The 4,162-nt window shown below is 33.2% G+C and carries 4 protein-coding genes; all 4 read right to left on the bottom strand.

The genetic code is table 11. The features are described 5' to 3' along the window. Window positions 1-330: 330 nt before the first annotated feature. The gene (locus D0T84_RS21515) at window positions 331-1,050 is read right to left on the bottom strand and encodes a hypothetical protein (RefSeq protein ID WP_163309983.1); all 720 of its coding nucleotides are present in this window, start codon (window positions 1,048-1,050) and stop codon (window positions 331-333) included. Window positions 1,051-1,073: 23 nt separating this feature from the next. Further along, a complete protein-coding gene (locus D0T84_RS23390; RefSeq protein WP_163309984.1) occupies window positions 1,074-1,964 on the bottom strand; it encodes an RHS repeat-associated core domain-containing protein in 891 nt (296 codons plus the stop codon). Window positions 1,965-2,154: 190 nt separating this feature from the next. Next, on the bottom strand, window positions 2,155-2,778 hold the full coding sequence (locus tag D0T84_RS21505) for a hypothetical protein (protein WP_163309982.1): 624 nt from the start codon (window positions 2,776-2,778) through the stop codon (window positions 2,155-2,157). Window positions 2,779-2,793: 15 nt separating this feature from the next. After that, window positions 2,794-4,162 (bottom strand): RHS repeat domain-containing protein (locus tag D0T84_RS21500; RefSeq protein ID WP_163309981.1); only part of this gene is annotated, 1,369 nt, incomplete at its 5' end.

Below are 4,162 nucleotides of genomic sequence, written 5' to 3'. Positions count from 1 at the left end.
TTTGGGTGGATATCTGCCGGAATGGCAGATTTTTAGAACCGATTTCTAATGGATTTAGAACCGGATTACTGGGTGGGGATGCTCCGGATTATGCATATAGATGAACTGTTTACAAAAAATAATTACAAATCAATAAGTCCTGGTGACGATAAACAGTTGAAACTGTTTGATTTATAACCGGACACTAGTGAGCATATATAATAGATAAATAATCCTGCCAATGATGACAATGGCAGGATTATTTGTTGCCTATTACTATTCATTTATCCTAATGCCACACGATGCAATCATACGGGAGCGGAGGCAAAATAGTTCTAAGCTTATTACAACTTATTCAGACTCGATTAATGGCAGCTTGTTCTCATAAATAGAGTCTAAAACATTTGCCACATCAATATCTTTATTAAAATACAATCCTTCTCTGAAATAATACGCCAGTATTTTAGCTTCATCAATATTTCCTTTTTTATATGATTTTATTAAAGAATAAATAGCTAAATCCTGATCTTCCTTTCTTAAAAACTTGAGTAGATATTCATTAAAGTTTTCATCAGGATTTATTCTTTTACTATATTTTAATAAACCATAAAAAGTATTAGTATATGCCGGAGTAAAATTATATATTTCAGCCATATAGAAAGATACAGTAGGCGGTGAATATGCGCTTAATTTACAATAAGAATTTACATCCCCACTTTTTATATAATCTTTTATCAATGGAGATATATTGCGACCTTTATTATCTTGTATTAGGGGTATTTTACCATTTTTAACAGAATAAAGTAATGAATCTTTAAATGATTGTAGTTTCTCACTTAAAATCTGTTCCATTTCGTTTATCTGTGGAACTTGAGGTATTTCACTTTCTGGCAATAAAAAGGCTGTTGCATACCAAAGTTCATATGAAATAGAATCCTCAGACTGTGAATTATATGGAATAATTTTATGTATATAATTATTATTATCTTTTTTAGTTTTTTTATACTTAGAACAAGACACTATAAGTAGCATGCAACTAGGTATTAAAATGAAAATTAACGACTTTTTCATATTATTAATAAATTTAATCGGTATTATTTCTTTTTCCTTTCATGTTTTATCCATACTGGATTATTGGAACCAATTCCAGGTTTTGCATGGATAAATTCTCCATTTTCATAAAATACCCATTCTCCTTTTTCTAATATTTCTTCATCATATATACCTATCTTCATATTTTTAGTAGGTCCGCCTATTGTTACTTTTTCCAATCCTTCTGATATCAATTGCAACCAAGATTGGTTAATTGAATTACCATTCCCAATCCCACATCCATGTATAATAACATATATTCTTTCATTGGACTTTCTGGTTTGCCAAATGAGACTTTTTTGTTTTAAGAATTTTATAAGGTCACCTTGGGATCTCACTCTTATACTATTCCCATCTTTTCCGATATATGTAAATCCCATTTCTGAAGCATGAGCATATATATGTATCATATCATTATCGTATCCCAATTTTTTCCTTGTTTCAATTAATTCATAATCTTTTTTTGTTGTACCGGAATTAGGGCCTAACCCATTTATTATTTCTTTCTCTTCTAAATTATCATCTGTACCTTCTCCTTTACTATTAGATCTAGCTTTTAATGTATTCAAAGCCATTTCTATTTCTTTGGGATCAGTGGTTGTTGTATGTCCTGAGGATACAACGGTCCACATCCCTGTAGGGTCAATATATTTCAACGGGTTATTCATCACATACGCATACGGACTCCAACTATAATAATTTTCAGCATGTGGATCCACACTCGTAAACCTACCTATACCACTCTCATACTGCCTTGCGCCATAATCATACAAATTCAATCCGTGCATCATATCAAACTCCTTCCCATTATATTTATATGGCTGCTTGCCCTGTTCTGCAACACTTGTCGAAGCGAAAGTAGTACCAAACGGATAGTAATGGTTCTTTTGTATCTGTGTGCCTCTCTGATTTTAACTATATATTGTTAAAAAGTAACGCAAGTAACACCTTTTCCATAATTTTGATCTGTTACTTCTTCGCTTTCAACTTCGAACTTATTACTCATACAATAGATAAATAATCCTGCCAATGATGACAGTGACAGGATTATTTGTAACAATAGATCATAAAATGTACGAACTATTAATTCACTGCATTATATAGCAGATCTGCATAATTAACATCCTTACTTACATATATTCCTTGTCTAAAATAATCGGAAAGATAAAAAATAGCTAAAGGGTATCTCATTTGAGCTGATATAATCAATGAGTATATAGCCAAAGCTCTTTCATCATCATTAAGATTATTCATAAATAACCATTGTTCTCTAGGAATTAATTTTTTCTGTTTGTTTTTTTGAAAATATGATTCCCATACGTAAAAATAACCGCTTGCTGAATTATATTTTTCAGCCATATACAAGGCATAAGGTCCAAAATTAAAATCTTCTTGATATAATATTTCCCTTTCCATAATAATTTTAAAATTATCGGAATCTCCACTTTTTAAAATATCTGATAACAAACTTGATGGATCATCGTAATTTAATCCATTTAACAAAGGAATAGAAGTTATATTCAGAGTATCCAATATCTCACTTTTTAAATGATTACTTTTACACTCATAATATTTCTTCAAACTATCTAATTCTGTTTTTTTTATCATTAAAACTTTGTCTAATGGCCTATCCTTTCTAGAAGTAGAATAAAAGCTGTTATTATTGAAGAAAGAAATAATTAATATTAGATATAAAAACTTTGTCATAATAATATTTTTTAATTAGAAACCATATTTTCCATAAAATTCTCGTCTTTTGTTCGTCCACCAAGATGGAATAGAAGGATTCTCAGTTTGAGATTGATTATTATTATCCTTAGCACCCGATGAAGATGAATCCGAAGAATTACGTTGATATGGAAGTAAATCAGGGTTATTACCTTGAGCTCCTCCGAATGAAGTAACTTTATTACCTTGGTTATAAACGTTCCATTGACCTTTATTGAGAATAGATTCGCCCGTATATTCTATATATAAGGTGCTAGAAGGTGCAACAATTGTTACATAATCTGGCATATCCATAGATAGTAAATCAGCTAAACTGGCGACTCCAATCGTCTCATTTCCTGAATTACAAGCATGAAGGACAATAATTATTTGTTGTCCAAGCTTTCTTGTTTTCCAAACATTACTGTAGTCATTTAAAAAACGCATCAGTTCTATATTATTCGAAATACGAGTTTCTTTACCGAAAAAATCTATAAATGTCATACGATCTGCTCCATATCCATGTGCATAGATATGTATCATATCATTATCAGATGATTTTCTATTTTCAACCAAAGCCGGATCTTTCGGGTTTTTACCATATAAACCATTCAACTTTTCTCTTCCTGTTGGATCAATATATTTTAAAGGGTTATTTTCTACATAGACATATGGCGATATATGTGGATACTTCTCCGCCAATGGATCCACACTCGTAAACCTACCTATACCACTCTCATAATACCTTGCCGAGTAATCATACAAATTCGCCCCGTGCATCGCATCCAGCTCCTTCCCATTATACTTATACGGCTGCTTACCCTGCTCGGTTTTTGAAGTTTCGGCGAAGGCAGTGCCAAATGGATAATAATGGTTCTTTTGAATAGCTGTACCGCTGGCATTAGCCACCACACGGTTATTACCCAGATGGTCATTCATATAGAAGTGGTAGGTAGTGCCTTCGATATAACCACCGTCAACCAGTATACGTTTTAGCGCATTGTTTTCATACACTTTGTTGCCTACATAATCGGTGGTCTTGGTCATGGTCAACGCTGCTGTATTGATGGCCGAACCGATAACCGGAGCTGTAGAGAAATTCGGATTCCACTTTTGCACCACTTTCAGCTTCTGGCCACCAGCACTATAGGTATATTCGTTCCTTGCCTCTGCAACGGGACTCTTGATATCCATCATCCGAGGTAAATTTAATGAATTATATTGAATGGCCGTTATTCCCTTGTTTAAATCTTTTGCCATAGCCCCATTCTTGTTGTAAGTATACTCTGTGGCTACATTGCTGTAGTTCTTAAAGTCGGCCGACTCGGCATAGGCGAAGTTGGCTACGGCATCTTCGGCTTTGGTCAGCTGGTTGCCTGTGTAG

Source organism: Dysgonomonas sp. 521 (genome assembly GCF_010501055.1).
GTDB lineage: Bacteria > Bacteroidota > Bacteroidia > Bacteroidales > Dysgonomonadaceae > Dysgonomonas.
The sequence above is the reverse complement of the archived record's forward strand: the minus strand, read 5'-3'. Positions and strand labels throughout refer to the sequence as shown.

Excerpts from the sequence above, each read along its gene's own strand:
- D0T84_RS21515 (WP_163309983.1), bottom strand. The coding sequence starts at position 1,050 with ATGAAAAAGTCGTTAATTTTCATTTTAATACCTAGTTGCATGCTACTT.
- D0T84_RS21505 (WP_163309982.1), bottom strand. The coding sequence starts at position 2,778 with ATGACAAAGTTTTTATATCTAATATTAATTATTTCTTTCTTCAATAAT.